Source organism: Vibrio sp. 10N.261.52.A1, assembly GCF_002876325.1.
In the GTDB taxonomy this organism is placed as follows: Bacteria; Pseudomonadota; Gammaproteobacteria; order Enterobacterales; family Vibrionaceae; genus Vibrio; species Vibrio chagasii.
This window is the reverse complement of record NZ_MCYD01000331.1, coordinates 1-655: the sequence shown is the minus strand read 5'-3', so window position 1 is coordinate 655 and position 655 is coordinate 1. Positions and strand designations below refer to the sequence as shown.

Here is a 655-nt window from a genome sequence, read left to right as displayed (position 1 = left end):
ATTTGATAAAGGTAAATTCGCAATGTCGACCAAACTAGCTAACCCAGCGCCGTTAGGCTTAATGGGTTTCGGTATGACCACTATTCTTCTTAATATCCACAACGCAGGTTTCTTTCCACTAGATTCAATGATCCTTGCGATGGGTATTTTTTACGGTGGTTTAAGCCAAGTTATCGTTGGCACAATGTGTTTCAAACGTGGTGACACGTTCGGTACAACTGCATTTACCTCTTACGGCCTATTCTGGTTGTCTCTAGTTGGTCTAATCGTAATGCCTTACATGGGCCTACCAGCAAGCCCTGCAGCATTCATGGGTTGGTACCTACTTCTATGGGGCATCTTCACAGGCTTCATGTTCATCGGTTCTCTATGCTACCCAGTAGCGAAGCAAGTAGTATTCGGTTCACTAACTATCTTGTTCTTCCTACTTGCAGCTCGTGATTTCACAGGTAGCCAACTGATCGGCACTATCGCTGGTTTCGAAGGTATCTTCTGTGGTGCTTCTGCTATCTACTTCGCAATGGCACAAGTAATCAACAATGAATACGGCCGCACAGTACTGCCTATCGGTGAGAAGAAAGCACCTCAAATGGCAACACAAGAAATCGCTGCATAATCTCGCGTTTCTTAGAAATATAAAAAAGGGTTAGCCATG

The 655-nt window shown here is 44.4% G+C and carries 1 protein-coding gene; it reads left to right on the top strand.

Annotated features, from left to right (window positions below):
* Positions 1-22: 22 nt before the first annotated feature.
* Positions 23-616: a GPR1/FUN34/YaaH family transporter gene (locus BCT81_RS04035; protein ID WP_004737553.1), complete on the top strand. Its 594-nt coding sequence runs from the start codon at positions 23-25 to the stop codon at positions 614-616.
* The last annotated feature ends 39 nt before the right edge of the window (positions 617-655 follow it).

Excerpts from the sequence above, each read along its gene's own strand:
- BCT81_RS04035 (WP_004737553.1), top strand. The coding sequence starts at position 23 with ATGTCGACCAAACTAGCTAACCCAGCGCCGTTAGGCTTAATGGGTTTC.